The sequence below is a fragment of the Lentzea sokolovensis genome (assembly GCF_033949975.1).
In the GTDB taxonomy this organism is placed as follows: Bacteria; Actinomycetota; Actinomycetes; order Mycobacteriales; family Pseudonocardiaceae; genus Lentzea; species Lentzea sokolovensis.
The window spans coordinates 431154-449671 of sequence record NZ_JAXAVU010000013.1; the positions used below are offsets into that span (position 1 = coordinate 431154).

An 18518-nucleotide genomic window follows, 5' to 3' on the forward strand; every position below is an offset into this window, starting at 1 on the left:
CGATCGGTTGATCCAGGTCGCGCTCGTCGTTCGATGATCTTCGAGCGCCGTTCTCCGACGCTGGTGGCATGGCAATCATCGAAGTGAGCGACCTCGGGAAGAGGTACGGGCCCCGCGTGGCGGTGGACTCCGTCTCGTTCGAGGTGGCCGAGGGGGAGATCTTCGGCGTGCTGGGCCCGAACGGGGCGGGCAAGACGACGACGGTCGAGTGCGTGGCCGGGCTGCGGACGCCGGACCGGGGGAACGTGGCGGTGCTGGGGCAGCGGCCCGCGGACGTTCGCGCGTCGATCGGGGTGCAGCTGCAGGACTCGGAGCTGCCGGAGCGGATGCGGGTCAGCGAGGCGTTGTCGCTGTTCTCGTCGTTCTACCCGTCGCCGGCGGACTGGTCCGAGCGGCTGGGGCTGACCGAGCACCTGGGGGTGGAGTTCGGGCGGCTGTCGGGCGGGTTGAAGCAGCGGCTGTCGATCGCGCTGGCGTTGATCGGCTCGCCTCGGGTGGCGATCCTCGACGAGCTGACGACGGGGCTCGATCCGCAGGCGCGGCGGGACACGTGGTCGGTGATCGAGGAGGTGCGGGCGGCCGGCGTGACGATCCTGCTGGTCACGCACTTCATGGAGGAGGCCGAACGGCTCTGCGACCGGGTCGCGGTGTTCCGCGACGGGCGGATCGTCGCGCTGGACACGCCCTCCGCGCTGGTGTCGCGTGTGGACGGTGCCACTCGCGTGCGGTTCGTGCCGTCCGCCGCCGTGGACGTGTCGTCGCTGGAGGCGCTGCCGGAAGTGACCTCCGTGTCGTCGGTGGGGGAGCAGCTCGTGGTCAGCGGGTCGGAGAACCTGCTGCACGCGGTGACCTCCCTGCTGGCACGGCGGCAGATCGTGGCACGCCAGCTCCGCGTCGACCAGGTCTCGCTGGACGACGCCTACGTCGAACTGACCGGGGGTCGTCATGTTGAAGATCATTGAGATCGAGACGCGGTTGTTCCTGCGCGATCGGCTGAACTCGTTGTTCGCGATCCTGTTCCCCAGCCTGTTGCTGCTCGTGCTGGGCGCGATTCCGGCGCTGCGCACACCGGACGCGAACTTCGGCGGTCAGCGGTTCATCGACAGCTACATGTCGGCGCTCGTCGTGTTCACGTTGGTGTTCATCGGCCTGCAACGATTGCCCGCGGTCGTGGCCACGTATCGCGAGAAGGGTGTGCTGCGGCGGCTGTCCACCACGCCCATGCACCCGGCGCGGCTGCTGGTCGGCCAGATGGTGGTCAACTTCGCCGCGGTGATCTTGTCGGTGCTCCTGCTTATGCTCGTGGGGTACGTCGTTTTCGGCGTCGACCTGCCTCACCATCCACTCGGCCTGGCGTGTGCCGTGGTGCTGGGAGGCACGGGCACGTTCGCACTGGGCCTGGTGATCGCCGCTCTGGCCCCGAACGCGCGGTCGGCCGGTGGCTGGGCGACGGTGGTGTTCATGCTGCTGATGTTCTTCGGCGGCGTGTACCTGCCGCGGTTCATGCTGCCCTCGGTGATCCAGGCGATCGGGTCGTACACGCCTCCCGGTGTGGAGGCGTTGCAGCAGGCGTGGCTCGGTACCGCGCCGGATTGGAGGCATCTCGCGATCATGGGGCTGGTGAGCCTCGTGGCAGGTACGGTCGCGGCCAGAACGTTTCGCTGGGAGTAGCTCGTGGACATGGCCGCGTTGGACAGGTGGGAGCGCAGGCTCGTCGCGATCGCCCACGTGATCCCGTACTTCGTGCTGACCGTGACGACGGTGCTGTACTCGGTCTTCAGTCAGCAGCCGGTCGCGCAGCGCTGGTTCACCTACGGCGTGGTGGCGTGCTGCTTCGCGTGGATGGCGTGGTGGTTCACGCTGCATCCCGGATGGCGCAACCGTCCGAGGCTCATGGCCGTGTTCATCGGTGGCATGGTCGTGTTCTACGCGGTGCTGGGCATGCAGGAGCACTGGTTCGGCGTGGTGTCCTACGCGCTGTACGTCTACGCGAGCGAGGTTTTGCGCGGTCGCTGGATGTTCATCGTGGTGGCGCTGACGGCGGTCCTGGCGGCGCTGTCGTTGTTCGGCGGCTATCCCGTCGACGCCCAGGCGGCGTTCTGGTTGCTGCTGGTCGTCTTCGTGGTGCTGGCGTGCACCTTCACGTACGTCGGCCACGTGACGACCGAACAGGCCCGGCTGCGCAAGGAACTCCTGGAGGAGAACGAGGGCCTCCACGCCCAGTTGCTGGTGCAGGCGCACGAGGCAGGCGTGCAGGACGAACGCCACCGCATGGCGGGCGAGATCCACGACACCCTGGCCCAGGGCCTGGCGGGCATCATCACGCAGCTGTCCGCGGCGACCGGGTCCGACTGGGAACGCCGCGTGGCGGTCGCCGCCGAGCTCGCGCGCTCGAACCTGGCCGAGGCCCGTCGCTCGGTGCACGCCCTGCAACCACCCGCCCTGGACTCGGCGGCCCTGCACGAAGCTTTGGACGACGTCGCGTCGGGCTGGTCGAAGCACAACGGCGTACCGGTCTCGGTGACGCTGACCGGAGCCGTGCGCGAAATGCACCCGGAGGTGGAGGTCGCCTTGCTGCGCACCGCCCAGGAAGCCCTGGCGAACGTGGCGAAGCACGCCTCGGCGTCCCGCGTGGGCCTGACCCTGTCGTACATGGAGGACGTGGTGACCTTGGACGTGCGCGACGACGGCGTCGGCTTCGACCTCGCGCGCCCGTCGGACGGCTTCGGCCTGCCCGCGATGCGCCACCGCGTGCACCGCCTGTCCGGCGCGCTGTTCGTGGAGTCCGAACCGGGCGCGGGAACGGCGATCTCGGCACGGGTGCCGGCGTGATCCGGCTGGTCATCGTGGACGACCACCCGGTCGTCCGCGACGGGCTGCGCGGAATGCTGTCCGCCGCACCGGACTTCGAGGTGGTGGGCGAGGCCGCCTCGGGAGACGAGGCGGTCGCCGTGGTGACGGCCATGTCGCCGGACGTCGTCCTGATGGACCTGCGCATGCCGGGCTCCGACGGCCTGTCCGCGATCGAACGCCTGCGCACCCACCCGTGCCGCGTCCTGGTGCTCACCACCTACGACACGGACCGCGACGTCCTGCCGGCCATCAAGGCGGGCGCCACCGGCTACCTGCTGAAGGACACCCCGCGCGACGAACTGCAACGCGCGATCCGTGCCGCACACGCGGGCGAGGCCGTGCTGTCCCCGGCGGTGGCGACGAGGCTGCTCGGGCAGGTGCGGGAGCCCGCGCTGGAACCGCTTTCCACGCGGGAGCTCGACGTGCTGGCGTTGGTGGCCAAGGGATCCACGAACCGGGCGGTGGCGGCGGCGCTGTTCATCAGCGAGGCGACGGTGAAGACCCACCTGCTGCACGTCTACGCCAAGCTGGGTGTGTCAGACCGGGCGGCGGCGGTGGCGGTGGCGTACGAACGCGGGCTGTTGAAGGGGAGTGGGCGTTGATACCCGGCTATGAGTCTGATCCGCTGGCGCAGGCCGACGAGTACCTGGAGCAGCCGCTGTTCTGGTCGTGTCACCTGAGTTCGTTGCTGCACGACGAGAAGGCGCAGGAACTGGCCTTCGGACCGGACTGGGACGCGGCTCAGGAACTGATCGATGAACTGATGTCGACGAGCCGCTGGCCGGTCTTCACCGTCCCCGTGGGAAACGGATGCGTGATCCACGTCGTCTACCGCAACTTCAAGGACGACATGGGCATCGACTACCTCCTGCACGACCCGGCGTCGCACGAGGCGCTTCGACTGGTCAGCGACGAAGGCTGCTTCAGGGGACCGGGTCTGTCGTGGCGGGAACTGGACGCGGTGGCCGCCGACTCGCGGACGTTGCTGCTGCTTCTCCCGATGCTCGGTGACGCGGACGTGCCACCGGACGCGACCACCCGCGTCGCTGAGGCGTTGGCTGAGCTGACCTGGATCGAGGAGCCGGAGACGGTCGCCGAGCTGATGCTGGCCGGACAAGGTCAGTGGGGACCGGCGACCTGGCGCGAGCGGGACGGCGTCTGGATCTGCGACGGCGCCTACAGCGACCGCTGTCCGCACAACCAGTCCTCGTTCGACCCGGAGCAGCTCGCGAAGGTGAGCGCGGCGCTCAACGGAGGCTGAGGAGAGATCCCCCGCGGCGGGACCACTTCGGTTGGTCCCGCCGCGTGCGGCAACTCCCCCTTGCCCAGTGGCACCCCCCGTGCCACTCCCTCACCCCTCGCGATGAAGGAACTCCCGCCAGTCGCCGAGATACGAGATGTCCTGGATGTCACCCGTTTGGAGCAGTGGATCGACCATGGCGTCACGCAGCACGGTCGCCAGGGCCGCGCTGCCGTCCTCCAGTTCGATGACGCCGATCTCCAGTTCGGCGGGTTCGGCCGGGACGAGGTGGTCGCGCAGGATCTTCAGCGGCAGGTCGTAGAGCTCACCCACCACCGAGGCCGAGCCCGACTCGTGCATCGCGGGGAACTTCCCCCGCACCGAGAAGTAGCGGTATTTGGCCGCACTGCGCGCCTGGCACACCATCGGCGTGCCCTGCAGTTGCGAGTGCAGTGGGCCGCCCCGCATGCCGCCGCCGTTGAGGAAGATCAGTGCCATGACTCTCCAGGGTTCGGTGGATGGGGGTGGACAGCGTCGTCAACGGCAGTCCGGTGCCGCCGTGCCGCACGGCGACGAGTTCGGCCGCGATCGACACCGCGGTCTCCGCCGGGCTGCGGCCGCCGAGGTCGAGGCCGACGGGGGAACGGAGCCGCGTCAGCGACGCCTCTCCGACTCCCGCTTCCCGCAGCTTCTCCAGCCGTTCCGCGTGCGTGCGGCGGGAGCCCAGCGCGCCGACGAACGCCAGCGGTCTGGACAGCGCCTCCGCGAGCACCGGGATGTCGAACTTCGGGTCGTGGGTCAGCACCACGACGGCGGTGGAGTCGTCGGTGTGGGTGGACGCGAGGTAGCGGTGCGGCCAGTCGACGACGACTGAGTGCGCCGCGGGGAAACGTGCGGGAGTGGCGAACACGGGTCGTGCGTCGCACACGGTCACGTAATAGCCGAGGAAACGCCCTATCTCGGCCACGGCGGCTGCGTGGTCGATGGCGCCGAACACCAGCAGGCGCGGTGGTGGCATCCACGACTCGGTGAACGTCCGCCCCTCGGCCTCGAACCGCACCGACACGGGGTGTCCGTCGACCGAAGCCTGAAGTGCCGCGCGCAACGAAGGATTGTCGCGCTGCACCAGCACGTCCAGCGATCCGCCGCAGGTGAGGCCGACCGCGAACGCCGTGTCGTCGGAGTAGCCGAACGTGGCGAAAGCCGGCTCGGAGGTCTCCAGCACCTGGCACGCCAGGTCGTGGACCTCGGCCTCCACGCAGCCGCCGGACACGCTGCCGATCACCTCGCCGGCAGGGCCGACGGCCATCGCGGCGCCGACCGGGCGGGGCGCACTGCCGCGCACGGCCACCACCGAGGCGACCGCGAACCGGTCCCACGACAGCAAAGTCGGCGCCAGATCACGCATCGAGCCCTCCAGGTCAGGAGAAGGGCTCGGCCGGGTGGCCGCCCGGCCGAGCCTGGGAACGTCACTTGCCGCTGATCAGATCCACGCCGAAGTACACGGCGAACATCAGCGCCAGGCCGGTCATCAGCCAGCCGGGCCAGCGGCCCTTGCAGATGCGCAGCACGACGTAGGACACGAGGCCCGCGCCGATGCCGTTGGTGATGGAGTAGGTGAACGGGATGATGGCGATGGTCAGGAAGACCGGGATCGTGTAGTCCGTTTCCTGCCAGGGGATTCGGCGGATCTGGGTCATCATCAGGCCGCCGATCACCACCAGTGCCGGAGCCGCCGCCTGCGCGGGCACGACCGTCGCCAGCGGTGTGAAGAGCAGTGCCACCAGGAACAGTCCGCCGGTCACCACCGAGGCCAGGCCGGTTCGGGCGCCTTCGCCAACGCCCGCGGCCGACTCCAGGAACACGGTGTTCGGGGCGGACCCCGTGACGCCACCGGCGATCGCGCCGGCGCCGTCGACCATGAGGATCCTGCCCATGCCCTCGACCTTGCCGTCCTTGGTGAGACCCGCCTCGTCGGAGACCGAGGTGATCGTGCCCATGGCGTCGAAGAATCCGGACAGCACCAGCGTGAACAGGAAGATCGTCGCCGCGATCACACCGGCGGACACGAAGCCGCCGAACAGGTCGACCCGCCCGAACAACCCGAAGTCCGGCGAGCTGACCACCGAGTCCGGCAGCGTGGGCGACACGAGTCCCCAGCCCTGCACGTGGAACACGGAGTTCACGACGATGGCGACGACCGTGGCCACCACGATGCTGATCAGCACGGCACCGGGCACACTGCGCGCCAGCAGCACGATCATCAGCAGCAGACCCAGGCAGAAGATCGCGATCGGCCAGCCGCTCAGGTGGCCGTCGACTCCCATCCGCACCGGCACCGTCGAGTGCGCGGCGTCCGGCGTGCGGGTCACGAAACCGGCGGAGACCAGTCCCACCAAAGCGATGTAGAGCCCGATGCCCACGGTGATCGCGATCTTCAACGGCTCCGGGATCGCGTTGATGATCCGCTCGCGGAAACCGGAGGCGGCCATGATCACGATGCAGATGCCTTCCAGCACCACCAGACCGAAGGCCTGCGCCCAGGTCATCGCCGGCGCCATCTGGAAGGCGACCACGCCGTTCACGCCGAGACCGGCGGCGATCGCCAGCGGCGCGTTGCCGACGAGTCCCATGAGGACGGTCATCACACCGGCCGCCAGCGCGGTCGCGGTGGTGATCTCGGCGATGGTGAGCTTGGCGCCGGTGATGTCCGCGGACGCGCCGAGGATCAACGGGTTCAGCAGCACGATGTACGACATCGCGACGAACGTCGTGATACCGCCGCGCACTTCACGTCCGAACGTGCTGCCGCGTTCGGTGATGCGGAAGAACTGGTCGAGCGACGAAGTCGTCGGTCGGCTCCGTAACTGGGTCATTGATGGACGGCCTTTCCCATGCCGGTGGGCGCGTTCCAACGCCGGAACGCGATTGAGACAGCTCCGGTCAGCGATCAGGCTTGTGGCCCTCTATTGCGCGGCCAGCGCTCCTCCGGGGGCACGCCGCTCATGGACTGGTTGCTCGTGAACAAACACAGCCCTAGTAATCGATTCGAGTTGCGAGAGACGTCCACGCGGTAAACGGGGCGTTGTCCTCGCCTGTGGAGATCTGGTGCACGGGCAGGTCCCATTCGGAACGGGACTTGCTGAAGAGTTCGTAGAACTCCCGGTCGTCGAACCCGGCCGCCGCCGCGTCATCGCGGTCGGCGGCGTACACGACCTTGTCCACGCGCGCCCAGAGCGCGGCGGACAAGCACAAGGGGCACGGCTCGCACGAGGAGATCAGCGTGCAGCCGGTCAGGCGGAAGTCACCGAGCACCTGGCAGGCCGCGCGGATCGCGACCACCTCGGCGTGCGCGGTCGGGTCGAGGTTCGGCGTCACCTGGTTCACGCCGGTGGCGATCACCTCGCCGTCGCGGACGATCATCGCGCCGAACGGGCCCCCGCCGGAGGCCACGTTGCGGGTGGCCAGGTCGATGGTGGCGAGCAGATGTGCGTTCACAGCAGAAACTCCAGGGATTCTAAGTACCGGTGAGGTGTTCCGGGCGGACCGGGACGCGGGTGAGCGCCAGGCCGGTCGCCGCGCGGATCGCCGCCACGATCGCCGGGGTCGACGAGATGGTGGGCGGTTCGCCGACGCCACGAATCCCGTAGGGGGCGTGGGGATCGGCGAGCTCGAGCACGTCGATGCTCATCGGCGGCATGTCGAGCACGGTGGGGATGAGGTAGTCGGTGAAGGACGGGTTGCGCACCTTGCCGCCGGAGGTCTGGATCTCCTCCATCACCGCGAGGCCGAGGCCCTGGGCGGAGCCGCCCTGGATCTGGCCGACCACGGCCTGCGGGTTGAGCGCCTTGCCGACGTCCTGCGCGCAGTCCAGCGAGACGACGCGCACCAGGCCGAGATCGACGTCCACGTCGACCACGGCGCGGTGCGCGGCGAAGCCGTACTGGACGTGCGCGTTGCCTTGCCCGGTAACGGGATCGAGGGCCTCGGTCGCGCGGTGACGCCACTCGGTGGTCTCGTCGATCACCTCGTCGCCGATGTCCGTGCGCCCGTCCAAACGCGACCGGACCAGAGCACAGGCGGCCTTCACCGCGCCGCCGGTGACGTACGTCTGGCGCGAGGCCGAGGTCGAGCCGCCGTTGCCGATCGTGGTGTCCATCGGCAGCACGGTGACGAGCTCGATGCCGAGCTCGGTCCGCACGATCTGCTGCATGATCGTCACCAGGCCCTGGCCGACCTCGCAGGCCGCGGTGTGCACGGCGGCGGCCAGCGAGCCGTTGACCATCGACACCCGGACGCGCGCGGTCGAGTAGTCGTCGTAGCCCTCGGAGAAGCAGATGTTCTTGATGCCGACCGCGTAGCCGACGCCACGGATGACGCCCTCGCCGTGCGTGGTGTTCGAGACACCGCCAGGCAGTTCGCGGATGTCCGTCAAACTCCCCGCGGGCAGCGGCTTGTCCTGCACCAGCTTCAGCAGCTGCGCGACGGGCGCGGGCGAGTCGACCACCTGGCCCGTCGGCATCACCGAACCCTCGGTCATCGCGTTCCGGATCCGGACGTCCACGGGTGACATGCCCAGCGCCTCGGCCAGTTTGTCCATTTGGGACTCATAGGCGAAACCTGCCTGCACGGCACCGAATCCGCGCATCGCACCGCACGGTGGGTTGTTCGTGTAGAGGCCGTAGGCGTCGATCGTGACGTTGTCGACCTCGTACGGCCCGACGCCCAGCGTCGCCGCGTTAGCTACGACAGCGGGGGTGGAGGAGGCGTACGCGCCGCCGTCCAGGTACATGCGAGTGCGGATGTAGACGAGCTTGCCGGTGTGGTCCGCGCCGTGCTCGTAGTACAGCACGGCCGGGTGCCGGTGCACGTGCCCGTAGAACGACTCTTCGCGGTTGTAGACCATCTTCACGGGCTTGCCGGTGTGCAGGGCCAGCAGACACGCGTGCACCTGCATCGACAGGTCCTCACGGCCACCGAACGCACCGCCGACGCCGGACAGCGTCAGCCGCACCTGTTCCTGCGGCAGGCCCAGAGCGGCGGCGATCTGGTCGCGGTCGACGTGCAGCCACTGCGTCGCGATGTACAGGTCGACCGAACCGTCCGTCGCCGGCACCGCGAGCCCGGACTCCGGCCCGAGGAACGCCTGGTCCTGCATCCCGACCTCGTACCGCCCGGTCACCACCACGTCGGCGGTGATGTCCTGCGAGCCGCGCCGGATCGGCACGTGCCGCACCAGGTTCCCGCCGGGGTGCAACGGGGTGTCCTCGGCGGCGGTCTCCATGTCCACGACGGGTTCCAGCACGTCGTAGGTCACGACGATCTTCTTCATCGCCCGCAGCGCGGTCTCCGGGTGGTCGGCGCCGACCAGCGCGATCGGCTCGCCCTGGTAGCGCACGACGTCCACGGCCAGCACCGGCTGGTCCTTGTGCTCCAACCCGTACAGGTTGCGGCCGGGTACGTCCGAGTGCGTCAGCACCGCGTACACACCCGGCACCTTCAACGCCTCGGTGATGTCCACCGACGTGATGCGGGCATACGGGTGCGGCGAACGCAGCGTCGAGCCCCAGATCATGTCCTCGTGCCACAGGTCGGACGCGTAGGCGAACTCGCCGCGCACCTTCAGGTTGCCGTCCGGGCGCTGCGGCGACGTCCCGATGCCACCCGAGACCGCGGAGGTGAGTTCGGCCGGAGTGAGGGTCATCGCGCTGCCTCCTGGAGCTTGGCGCTGGCAGCGGAGAGGTCACGCGCCAGCTCGTCGGTCGACGCCGTGAGCAGGACACCGTCCCGCACCACGACCTCACCGCCGACGATCAACAGTTTCAACGGCGGGGGAGTGCCGAGCACCAGTGCCGCCACCGGGTCCGCGATCCCCGCGTAGTCCATTCCGGACAGATCCCACACGGCGAGGTCCGCGACCTTGCCCGGCTCGATCGAACCCAGCGAGTCCGCGCGGCCCAGCACCTGAGCGCCGCCCATCGTGCCCATCCACAACGCCTTGCGGGCGTCCATCGCGCCCGGACCGCCGCGCTGCCGCGCCTGGTAGAGCGCCGACCGCAGCTCGACGACCAGTCCACCGTCCTCGTTGGACGCGGCGCCGTCGACGCCGAGACCGACCGGCGCGCCTGCGTCCAGCAGGTCGCGGACCGGCGCGATCCCGGTGCCCAGCCGCCCGTTGGACGTCGGGCAGTGCGCGGACCCGGTCCGGGTCGCCCCCAGCCGCTTCACCGCGCCGGAGTTCAGGTGCACGGTGTGCGCGAGCCACACGTCCGGCCCTAGCCAGCCGAGCTGCTCGGCGTACTCGGTCGGCGTGCAGCCGTTCTCCGCCAGGCACTGCTCTTCCTCGTCCATCGTCTCGGCGAGGTGCGTGTGCAGCCGGACGTCGTTGCGGCGAGCCAGATCCGCGGCACCGGTCATGAGCTCGCGCGACACCGAGAACGGCGAGCACGGCCCGACGGCCACCCGCACCAGCGCGTCGTCCGCGGTGGAGTGGTAGTCGCCGATCGCCCGCTCGGTCGCGATCAGCGCGGCCTCGGTCTCCTCGACCAGGTTGTCCGGCGGCAGCCCGCCGTGCGACTGACCGCGGTCCATCGAGCCGCGGATCGCCTCCAGGCGGATCCCGATGCGCCGCCCCGCCGACACCAGCGCGTCGAAGACGTCGCCGCCACCGGACGGAAAGACGTAGTGGTGGTCGGCGGCCAGCGTGCAACCCGTCAACGCCAGCCGCGCCAGACCGGCGGACGCCGCTGCGTGCGTCACGGTGTCGTCGAGTCCGCGCCACACCGGATACAGCGTGGTCAGCCACTCGAACAGGGTGGCGTCGGTGGCGAGCCCGCGCGTCGCCCACTGGTAGAGGTGGTGGTGCGTGTTGATCAACCCGGGCGTCACCAGGCACGACGACGCGTCGACGTAGGTGTGCGACTCGGAGGGCCGGGGCGCCGCACCCGAACCGACGGACCTGACGCGCCCGCCGTCGATCACGACGTGCCCGGACAGGTGCTCGGTCCCGGCCTCGTCCACAGTGGACACCGCGCAGCGGTCGAGGACGATCATCGGCGCGACGCCGCCAGTCGCACGGCGTCCAGGATCTTCTCGTACCCCGTGCAGCGGCACAGGTTTCCGGCCAGCGCCTCGCGGATCTCCGGATCCGACGGGTTCGGCACGCGGTCCAGCAGGTCGTGCGCCTGCACCACGAGACCCGGTGTGCAGAACCCGCACTGCACCGCGCCCGCCTCGACGAACGCCTCCTGCACGGGGTCCAGCACGTCCCCGTCCGCGAGCCCCTCGACCGTCGTCACCTCACGGTCCTGCGCCTGCCCGGCCGCGACCAGGCACGCGCACACCGGCACCTTGTCCAGGTACACCGTGCACGAACCGCATTCGCCCTGCTCGCAGGCGTTCTTCGAGCCGGGCAGCCCGAGTCGCTCACGCAGCATGAACAACAGCGACTCGCCTTCCCACACGTCGTCGGCCTGGCGCTGCTCGCCGTTGACCGTCACGTTCACGCGCATGCCCGCTCCCCATCAAGAAGTTCCTGCCAGGCCCATCCCAGGGTCCGGCGAGCCATCACTGCCAAGGCGTGCTTGCGATAGGCCGCCGACCCGCGCACGTCGTCGATCGGCGACGCGGCTCGGGACACCAGTTCCCCGAACTCGCGCTTCACCGAGTCCAGCAACGGCTGGGGGTTCCTGAAGTCCAGCGTCGAGGCCAGGAACTGCTCGGCCTCACCGGCCCGGCGCGGTGTCGGGGCGGCGGACCCGACCGCTGCGCCCACCCGGTTCTCCTCCGGGAACAACGAGATCCCGAACGAGCACACCGCGATCACCATGGCGTTGCGCGTGCCGACCTTCGAGAACTGTTGTGGCCCCTTGGCAGGCGACAGGTGAACCGCCACGATCAGTTCGTCCTGCTCCAGCGCGTTCCGCTTGACCCCCAGGTAGAACTCGGCGGCCGGGATCATCCGCGTGCCGCGCACGGAGGCCACCTCGATGACCGCGTCGGACGCCAGCAGCACCGGGTGCGTGTCCCCGGCGGGGGAGGCCGCGCCGAGGTTGCCGCCGACCGTGCCGCGGTTGCGGATCTGCGGCGACCCGACCGTTCGTGCGGCCATGGCCAGGCCCGGCAGCTGCGCGCCCAGTTCGTCGATGATCCGCACGTACGGCACGCCGGCGCCGACCCGCAGCCCGTCGGACCACTGCTGGAGCTCGGGAATCCGGGTCAGGTCCAGGAGCGCGGAGGGCCTGCGGTGGTCGTAGTTCAGCTCCACCATGACGTCCGTGCCACCGGCGATCGGCACGGCGTCAGGGCGTTCCGCCTTGAGCTCCAACGCCTCCGCAAGCGTTTCCGGTCGAAGGAAGTCCATCGTCAGCTACCTCGGTAGGTGGAGTAGGCGAACGGCGACAGCAGCAACGGCACGTGGTAGTGCTGCGCCGGATCGGAGTAGTCGAAGGTGAGCACGACCTCGGGGAAGAACGGCGCCGCCTGCGCGGTGTCGAACACCAGCCGGTAGACCCCGGCCTCCAGACCGTCACCCCATCCGGTGATCCGGCCATCGGTGTTCGTCTCGGCGTTGGCCACCTCGGTCCCGTCGCGGCGCTGCAGCGACACGGCGATTCCGGCGAACGGCCTGCCTCGCGCCGCGTCCAGCACATGCGTGGAGATCGTCACTCGCCCTCCCATCTGGTTGTGAGCCAGTACACAGACCTAGAGGTACACACCTCTACGGCGAGACGCATGAATCAGGAGGTTCCTACACGTAACGAATTTGTGCTTTCCTACAAACACGAATGGACGAAAGTGACCTCTCATGTTGCTCCTGCGGACGTTGCTGCAGATGCCGGAACTGCGCCTGAGCCTGCACACCGGTGAAGACCAGCTCGACCGCACCGTCACCCGCGTGTACGGAACGGAGCTGCCCGACCCCAGCCGGTACCTGTCCGGCGGGGAGCTCGTGCTGTCCGGCCTGCTCTGGCACCACGGCCCGCAGGACTCCGAGACGTTCGTCCGCTCCCTCGCCTCGGCCCGCGTCGCCGGCCTGGCCGCGTCCGAGACCGAGAACCGCGCCCTGCCCGACGACCTGGTCGACGCCTGCCTCCGCCACCACGTGCCGCTGCTGGAGGTGCCGGTCGACCTCTCGTTCGCGACCATCACCGAACGCGTCTCGATGGAACTGGTCGGCCTCTCCCGCCACCGCCGCCTGCTGAACGTCGTCGCGGAGGGCTCCGGCCTGCCCGCGCTGCTGCTGGCGGGCAGCCACGAACTCGGCGCCTCGTGCTGGGTGCTGTCCACGACCGGCCGCGTCGTCGCGGGCGGCGAACTGCGCGAACGGGTCGCGCTGGTGAAGGAGTTCCTGCAGGCCGACCGCCTCCCGAAGACGGTCAGGGGCGTCACCCTGGTCCCCGTCTCCGAACGCGGCGGCAACCGGCTCACCAGCTGGATCCTCGTCGTGGGCGGCTCGGTGCAACCCGAGGCCGCCGCCGAACTCGCGTCGCTGGTGGGGCTGGAACGACTGCGCGAGGCCCAGGGCCGCCAGATCGAGAACCGCACGGCCGCACCGCTGGTGTCCGCCGTGCTGAGCGGATCGGCCGACCTGGAGTCACGGCTGGCGGCCGCCGGCCTGGAGAGCGCCCAGCTGCGGGTGATCAGCGCGGTCACCTCCGACCAGCGAACGGAACTCGCGGCGGCGGTGCTGGAGGAAGCGCTGCCCCAGGCCCTCGTGACACCGGTCGGCGACACGGTCTACGCGGTGGCGAAGGCCGGCGACTCGGTGCCCGACGACGTCCGCGAGGCGATGCGCGTGATGGAACCGGGCCTCGGCTCGTCCCGCGTGCTCGTCGGCATCAGCTCACCGGTCACCTCTCGCGGACTGCGCGGTGCGGCAGAGGAAGCCACGCACGCGCGTCGGCTGGGAGAGCGCCGTGGCGGTCGCACGTGTGTGGTGGCGGGTGAGGAGATCGCACTGCACCAACTGCTGCTCGCGGGCGTGCCGGAGGAGTTGCGCGCGTCGTTGCGCCGGCGGCTCCTCGGCCCGGTGCTGGACTACGACGCCGAGCACGGGTCGGATCTCGTGGGCACGTTGAAGGTGTTCCTCGACTGTTCTGGTTCGTGGACGGCGGCGGCGGGCAAGTTGCACGTCCACGTGAACACGTTGCGGTATCGGGTGGGGCGCGTGGAGGACCTGCTCGGCGCCGACCTGGCGGAGTTCGAGGCGCGCGTGGACCTCTTCCTGGCGTTGCAGTCGGGGTAGCTTGGGCGGGTGCCCGAACATCGGCCGATAGAACGAATCGCGGCCGACCTTCGTCGCGTGCGCCGGGTGCGGGCCTCCTTCGAGCCCGGTGCGTCCGCGATCAAGAAGATCGGCGCTCGGCAGGCCTATGACGCGCTGCTCGTCCAGGCCTGCACCGCGTTGGGCGTCGAGCACCGGTTGCACTTGTTGCCAGAAGGGATGGACCGCGAGATCGAGCGGTTGCGGGTCGAGGAATGCCTGAGGCATCAGGGGTTGTCGCTGTGACGTGCCGTGGGACGGCGTCCGGGCAGACGCCGTCCCACGGTCCGATCAGGAGATCCTGAAGGAGCCTGCGCGGTTGTCCCACGCTCCCAAGGTCCCGGCGTTGTCCAGCCACGCGGAGGCAGTGCCGGTCCCGCCGGTCCCGTCGAACAGCTTGACGTCGCACGAGTTGTACGTGCGCACCGAGCTGATCAGGTTGTTGCCCGCGCCGCCGAGCGGTGCTCCGCCCTCGTTGTCGGTCGTGCTCGAAGAGCAGCCGACCTGGTAGGCCGGGTTGAAGACCACCACTTCCGAGCCACCGAAGTTCGGGTTGTGGTAGAGCCTGGCGACCACGAGTCCGTCGCCCGGCGAGCCCGACTGACAGCCGAAGGTGTTGTCCCGGACCGCGCAGTAGTAGACGGCGGAGGCGTCGATGTCGGTCAGGTCCGACACCATGACCGGCGTGTCGCTGCTGACCGCCTCGATCTGGATCCCCGTCGTGTCGGCGGCGGGCGCCGCTCCGGCCGGACCGGCCGCCCCCAGCAGTGCCACCACGCCGAGCGCGGCAGCGGCGAGACCGGCCGCGCGGCGCTTCCAGTGAACGCTCATTTCCGATTCCTCCCTCGAGTGCCGGCGACCCCACGGCTTCCGGGATCGTGGCCGCACGAGCGTCTCGACCGGCTCTACATTTCTCCTACACGGTTGTCACTCTGATGGCTGATGCTTCTTGAGCCTTCAGGCTGATGCCGGAGCACGCATGGGCTTCCTACCGTTCGGGGCATGAAGACCGCTGCCTTACTCGTGGGCCTGCTGCTGGCCGGAAGCGCCGGTTGTGCGGCAGTGCCCAACATCCGCGTCGTGGTCGAGGGGACGGGCACGACCGACCGGCTCACCTACACCTTTCCTGGTGAGGAGGAACGGACCCTGCGCAACCCCGACCTGCCGTTCGAGCGCATGGGCAAGCGCAAGGGGAGGGTCGTCATCCGGCTGGAGGGCGTGCACGGGGAGCTCACCTGCAAGATCATCATAAACGGGCGGCAGGTTCGTTCTTCGACGTCGAAGACCGGGGCCGCGCTCACGTGCGATCACTCTATGGCCGTCTGATGTAAGACGAGGAAAGCCCGTAACTTCAACGTGTCGGGGAGGTACGGGTTGATGAGTGACGTACTGGCTGTCAGAGCCACAGGGGTCATCAGGGGCAGGAACGACGTACCGCCGCGGTTCCGGCCGCCGGCGCCACCGCGGCACTTCGTCGGCAGGGACGCGGAGCTGGCGGGCATCAGGGCCGGGGTGACGGTGCTGCACGGCGCGAGCGGGGTGGGGAAGACCGCGCTGGCGCTGAAGTGGTTGCGGGAGCGGGGATCCGGCGACCAGCTCTACGTCGACCTGGCCGCGCACGACCTGAGTCAGGTGCTGCGGGCGTTCGGGCTGGACGTCGAATCCGGCGACGAGCCTTCGGTCTTCCGCAGTCTCGTCACACTGCGGCAGTTCACCCTGTTGCTGGACAACGCGGACTCCGCCGAGCAGGTGACGCCGCTGCTGCCCGCTTCGGGCACGGTGCTCGTCACGAGCCGTTCGACGCTGAACCTGCCGCAGGCGCAGGAGATCGGTGTCGAGCCGCTCGCCGACGACGGGCGGCTCGGGCCGTTGCTCGATCGGTCCTATGTGGAGCTTCCGGAACGGCAGGCGCGGCTCTACCGGCTGTGCGCGTGGGAGCCGGACGCGTTCGGGGTGCCGGTGGCGGCAGCGATCGCGGGCGAGGCCGACTGCGACGTCGAGGACGCGCTGGACGACCTGGTCGAGAAGTCGTTGCTGACCGAGGTCGGGGACTACGCGTTCCGCTTCCATGATCTCGTGCGTGCTCATGCGCGCGCAAAGCGCTATCAATCGTAAATAGGGCGCACGGCCGTTTAACGCAAAGCATTCCGTCTAACGAAGATCGTTGGCAGTAAAGGGTTGTCCACAGCGACCCGTCCCTTTCGGGAATCCGAATTGGTCATATCCTTCGCGTCATGCCGAAGGATTTCCGGGCCACGACGCTCGAACGCGCCATCGGGCGGCAGCTGGCCGGGTGGCGCGACGAGCGCGAGCTGAGCCTCACGGAGGCCGGCCAGCGCGTGGGTTTCAGCAGCGCCAAGCTGTCCATGATGGAGAACGCGGTGCAGCCCTCGGCGCCCGTGGACGTCATGGCGCTCGGTTACGTCTACAAAGTGCCGACTCCGGAATGGCAGGCCGTGGTGTTGCGGGCGCAGTACGCGGAACGGGCCCGTGCGCGCGCCGGAGGCGACGGCCTGAACTTCGATCCGGCGGCGGACTTCGCGAATCTGGTGTTCGAGGCGACGTTGTTGCGCGCGTTCACGACGGATCTCGTTCCGGCGGTGTTCCAGCTTCCCGGTTACACGAACGCCGTTCTGCAGGACGACGATCCGGTGCGGACGGCGCGGCTCGCGATGGTGCGGGAGGCGTGGGCGACGCGACTGACCGACAAGGATCCGCTGGCGGTGCAGGCGGTGTTCCCGGAGGCGGTGCTGCGGCAGGTGATCGGCGGGCCGCGGGTGATGAAGGCGCAGCTGCTGCACCTGATGGAGGTCAGCGAGCACGAGGCGGTGACCGTGCAGGTGGTGCCGAGGGGCGCGGGGGCGTATCCGGCGATGGGGTCGCCGTTCACGTTGCTGGGGTTCCCGCACCGGCAGCACAACGACGTGGCGTACCTGGAGACGTTCATCAAGGGCGAGTACGTCGAGGAGCCGGGGCTGACCGAGCAGTGCGCGCTGCGGTTCGCGAGCCTGCGGGAGACGGCGCTGGGGACCGGCGAGTCGCTGGAGCTCATCGCCGAGGCCGCCGCTGACCTGTAGAGATGTCGGATTCCTGAGAAAACTCCTGTTCGGCCGTCAGCAGGAGAAGGATCAGGGACGCACCCAATCCGACAAGGAGGCGGCATGTACCGCAGATTCGGTGTCCTGCTGGCGGCGGTCCTGGGCGTCACGCTCACCGCCGCGGCGCCGGCCACCGCGGACGGTTCCAGGCACTTCCCAACCGAGTTCTCCCTGCCCAACGGATGGCAACCCGAAGGCATCGCCATCAGCGGCACCACGGCCTACTTCGGGTCGCGGGCCGACGGGTCGATCTACGCGGCGGACCTGCGCACCGGCACTGGCAAGGTGCTCGCGAAGGGGCCCGGCACGCCGTCGCTCGGCTTGAAGGTCGACAACCGCAAACGGCTGTGGGTCTCGGGTGGCACGGGCGGCGACGCACGGGTCTACGACACGCGCACGGGTGCGTTGCTGGCGAAGTTCCAGTTCGCCACCGCGGACACGTTCGTCAACGACGTCGTGCTGACCGACAGGTCGGCGTGGTTCACCGACTCGCGCAAAGCGGTGCTCTACGAGGTGCCGCTGAGCCTGAAGCCGCACCGGACGCTCGCGCTGACCGGCGACCTCGTCGTCACCCCCGGCGCGACGAACCTCAACGGCATCGTCACGGGGCTCGACGGCGGCTTGATCGTCGTGCAGAGCAACACCGGAAAGCTCTTCCGGATCGATCCCCGGAGCGGCAAATCGACCGAGATCAATTTGAGCGGTCAAACACTCACCAATGGTGACGGTCTGTTGCGTGAGGGACGGCAGTTGTACGTGGTGCAAAACAGGCTGAACAAAGTCGCGCGCTACACGCTCAGTCGTGATGGCGCGACGCTCGCGGCGGAACGCACGGACGCGCGGTTCGACGTTCCCACGACGGTCGCCGCGTTCGGCAAGCGCCTCTACCTGCCGAATGCCCGGTTCAGCACGCCTCCGACGCCCGAGACGACTTACAACGTCATCGCGGTGGAGCGCCCGTAGAACGAGCGACAGAACTAGCCCGTACGGGGGTTCTCACAAGGCAAGAACCCCCGTACTGGGTGTTGCTCCAGTCACTCGACTGGGTAGCCTGCGACCGCGT

The 18518-nt window shown here is 69.1% G+C and carries 21 protein-coding genes; 11 read left to right on the plus strand and 10 right to left on the minus strand.

Annotation, left to right across the window (positions count from 1 at the left end):
- Nucleotides 1-68 precede the first annotated feature (68 nt).
- The 5 genes from SK854_RS33205 to SK854_RS33225 are packed head-to-tail and all read left to right on the plus strand — an operon-like array spanning nucleotide 69 to nucleotide 4114.
- Nucleotides 69-962 carry an ABC transporter ATP-binding protein gene (locus tag SK854_RS33205; RefSeq protein WP_319979075.1) on the plus strand — a complete coding sequence of 298 codons (894 nt, stop codon included), beginning with the start codon at nucleotides 69-71 and terminating at the stop codon, nucleotides 960-962.
- Complete coding sequence (locus SK854_RS33210) at nucleotides 946-1671, plus strand: ABC transporter permease (RefSeq protein WP_319979076.1); 726 nt, start codon at nucleotides 946-948, stop codon at nucleotides 1669-1671. Before SK854_RS33205 ends, SK854_RS33210 begins: the two co-directional genes overlap by 17 nt.
- A gap of 9 nt (nucleotides 1672-1680) precedes the next feature.
- Entirely contained in the window at nucleotides 1681-2832 is a 1152-nt protein-coding gene (locus SK854_RS33215; protein ID WP_319979258.1) for a sensor histidine kinase, read from the plus strand.
- Nucleotides 2829-3455, plus strand: coding sequence for a response regulator transcription factor (locus tag SK854_RS33220; RefSeq protein WP_319979077.1), 627 nt, complete (start codon nucleotides 2829-2831; stop codon nucleotides 3453-3455). Before SK854_RS33215 ends, SK854_RS33220 begins: the two co-directional genes overlap by 4 nt.
- Nucleotides 3452-4114, plus strand: coding sequence for a hypothetical protein (locus SK854_RS33225; RefSeq protein WP_319979078.1), 663 nt, complete (start codon nucleotides 3452-3454; stop codon nucleotides 4112-4114). The genes SK854_RS33220 and SK854_RS33225 overlap by 4 nt, the downstream gene beginning before the upstream one ends.
- 90 nt (nucleotides 4115-4204) lie before the next feature.
- Here the strand turns inward: SK854_RS33225 and SK854_RS33230 are convergent, their stop codons facing one another.
- The 9 genes from SK854_RS33230 to uraH all read right to left on the minus strand — a co-directional run bounded on the left by SK854_RS33230 (nucleotide 4205) and on the right by uraH (nucleotide 12772).
- Nucleotides 4205-4534, minus strand: a complete 330-nt coding sequence (locus SK854_RS33230; protein WP_406601867.1) for an allophanate hydrolase-related protein — start codon at nucleotides 4532-4534, stop codon at nucleotides 4205-4207.
- Nucleotides 4419-5501, minus strand: a complete 1083-nt coding sequence (locus SK854_RS33235; protein ID WP_319979080.1) for an XdhC family protein — start codon at nucleotides 5499-5501, stop codon at nucleotides 4419-4421. Before SK854_RS33235 ends, SK854_RS33230 begins: the two co-directional genes overlap by 116 nt.
- Nucleotides 5502-5562: 61 nt before the next feature.
- Nucleotides 5563-6969: an NCS2 family permease gene (locus SK854_RS33240; protein WP_319979081.1), complete on the minus strand. Its 1407-nt coding sequence runs from the start codon at nucleotides 6967-6969 to the stop codon at nucleotides 5563-5565.
- A gap of 160 nt (nucleotides 6970-7129) precedes the next feature.
- Nucleotides 7130-7591 carry a nucleoside deaminase gene (locus tag SK854_RS33245; RefSeq protein WP_319979082.1) on the minus strand — a complete coding sequence of 154 codons (462 nt, stop codon included), beginning with the start codon at nucleotides 7589-7591 and terminating at the stop codon, nucleotides 7130-7132.
- 19 nt (nucleotides 7592-7610) lie between these two features.
- Complete coding sequence (locus SK854_RS33250; protein WP_319979083.1) at nucleotides 7611-9797, minus strand: molybdopterin cofactor-binding domain-containing protein; 2187 nt, start codon at nucleotides 9795-9797, stop codon at nucleotides 7611-7613.
- Nucleotides 9794-11146 carry an 8-oxoguanine deaminase gene (locus tag SK854_RS33255; protein WP_319979084.1) on the minus strand — a complete coding sequence of 451 codons (1353 nt, stop codon included), beginning with the start codon at nucleotides 11144-11146 and terminating at the stop codon, nucleotides 9794-9796. Before SK854_RS33255 ends, SK854_RS33250 begins: the two co-directional genes overlap by 4 nt.
- Complete coding sequence (locus tag SK854_RS33260) at nucleotides 11143-11604, minus strand: (2Fe-2S)-binding protein (RefSeq protein WP_093601091.1); 462 nt, start codon at nucleotides 11602-11604, stop codon at nucleotides 11143-11145. The genes SK854_RS33255 and SK854_RS33260 overlap by 4 nt, the downstream gene beginning before the upstream one ends.
- Nucleotides 11595-12455, minus strand: a complete 861-nt coding sequence (locus SK854_RS33265) for an FAD binding domain-containing protein (protein ID WP_319979085.1) — start codon at nucleotides 12453-12455, stop codon at nucleotides 11595-11597. Before SK854_RS33265 ends, SK854_RS33260 begins: the two co-directional genes overlap by 10 nt.
- Before the next feature lie 2 nt (nucleotides 12456-12457).
- Nucleotides 12458-12772, minus strand: a complete 315-nt coding sequence (gene uraH, locus SK854_RS33270; RefSeq protein WP_319979086.1) for a hydroxyisourate hydrolase — start codon at nucleotides 12770-12772, stop codon at nucleotides 12458-12460.
- Between the two features lie 127 nt (nucleotides 12773-12899).
- On the opposite strand from uraH, the gene SK854_RS33275 reads away from it, so the two are divergent.
- Together SK854_RS33275 and SK854_RS33280 are read left to right on the plus strand one after the other, a co-directional pair.
- Entirely contained in the window at nucleotides 12900-14339 is a 1440-nt protein-coding gene (locus tag SK854_RS33275; protein WP_319979087.1) for a PucR family transcriptional regulator, read from the plus strand.
- A gap of 57 nt (nucleotides 14340-14396) precedes the next feature.
- A complete protein-coding gene (locus SK854_RS33280; protein ID WP_319979088.1) occupies nucleotides 14397-14603 on the plus strand; it encodes a hypothetical protein in 207 nt (68 codons plus the stop codon).
- Nucleotides 14604-14648: 45 nt separating this feature from the next.
- Here SK854_RS33280 and SK854_RS33285 read toward each other — a convergent pair whose 3' ends face one another.
- On the minus strand, nucleotides 14649-15188 hold the full coding sequence (locus SK854_RS33285; protein WP_319979089.1) for a hypothetical protein: 540 nt from the start codon (nucleotides 15186-15188) through the stop codon (nucleotides 14649-14651).
- A gap of 171 nt (nucleotides 15189-15359) precedes the next feature.
- On the opposite strand from SK854_RS33285, the gene SK854_RS33290 reads away from it, so the two are divergent.
- The 4 genes from SK854_RS33290 (at nucleotide 15360) to SK854_RS33305 (ending at nucleotide 18418) form a co-directional block, all read left to right on the plus strand.
- The gene (locus SK854_RS33290) at nucleotides 15360-15683 is read left to right on the plus strand and encodes a hypothetical protein (RefSeq protein ID WP_319979090.1); all 324 of its coding nucleotides are present in this window, start codon (nucleotides 15360-15362) and stop codon (nucleotides 15681-15683) included.
- 51 nt (nucleotides 15684-15734) lie between these two features.
- Nucleotides 15735-16472, plus strand: coding sequence for an ATP-binding protein (locus tag SK854_RS33295; protein WP_319979091.1), 738 nt, complete (start codon nucleotides 15735-15737; stop codon nucleotides 16470-16472).
- Nucleotides 16473-16591: 119 nt separating this feature from the next.
- On the plus strand, nucleotides 16592-17434 hold the full coding sequence (locus SK854_RS33300; protein ID WP_319979092.1) for a helix-turn-helix domain-containing protein: 843 nt from the start codon (nucleotides 16592-16594) through the stop codon (nucleotides 17432-17434).
- 84 nt (nucleotides 17435-17518) lie between these two features.
- Nucleotides 17519-18418: an NHL repeat-containing protein gene (locus SK854_RS33305; protein ID WP_319979093.1), complete on the plus strand. Its 900-nt coding sequence runs from the start codon at nucleotides 17519-17521 to the stop codon at nucleotides 18416-18418.
- Nucleotides 18419-18518 lie beyond the last annotated feature (100 nt).